This is a genomic window from Sedimentibacter sp. B4 (assembly GCF_000309315.1).
Taxonomy (GTDB): domain Bacteria; phylum Bacillota; class Clostridia; order Tissierellales; family Sedimentibacteraceae; genus Sedimentibacter; species Sedimentibacter saalensis.
This window is the reverse complement of record NZ_CANG01000667.1, coordinates 1-206: the sequence shown is the minus strand read 5'-3', so window position 1 is coordinate 206 and position 206 is coordinate 1. Positions and strand designations below refer to the sequence as shown.

Annotated in this window: 1 protein-coding gene; it reads right to left on the bottom strand. The window is 68.4% G+C overall.

The window, feature by feature from the left end:
- On the bottom strand, positions 1-206 hold a 206-nt coding region (locus BN358_RS27805), incomplete at both ends, for a hypothetical protein (RefSeq protein ID WP_232233235.1).

The following is a 206-nucleotide window of genomic DNA, read 5'->3' as shown; positions in this document are numbered from 1 at the left end:
CGGTTGCCCGTGCCGAGCCCGGCGAGCAGCACGGCGGTGACCTGTTCGGTCGTGCCGGTGCTCGGGAGAGCGGATCGACGAAGTCGTGCATCCACTTCAGCTCCGGGTCGACGAGAGCCTCGCCGAAGCGGATCGAGGCGAGCGCGAAGACCCGATCAGCGAAGCTCCGGGCGACGTCCTTGCGGATCGCGAAGTCGCCGGGATTA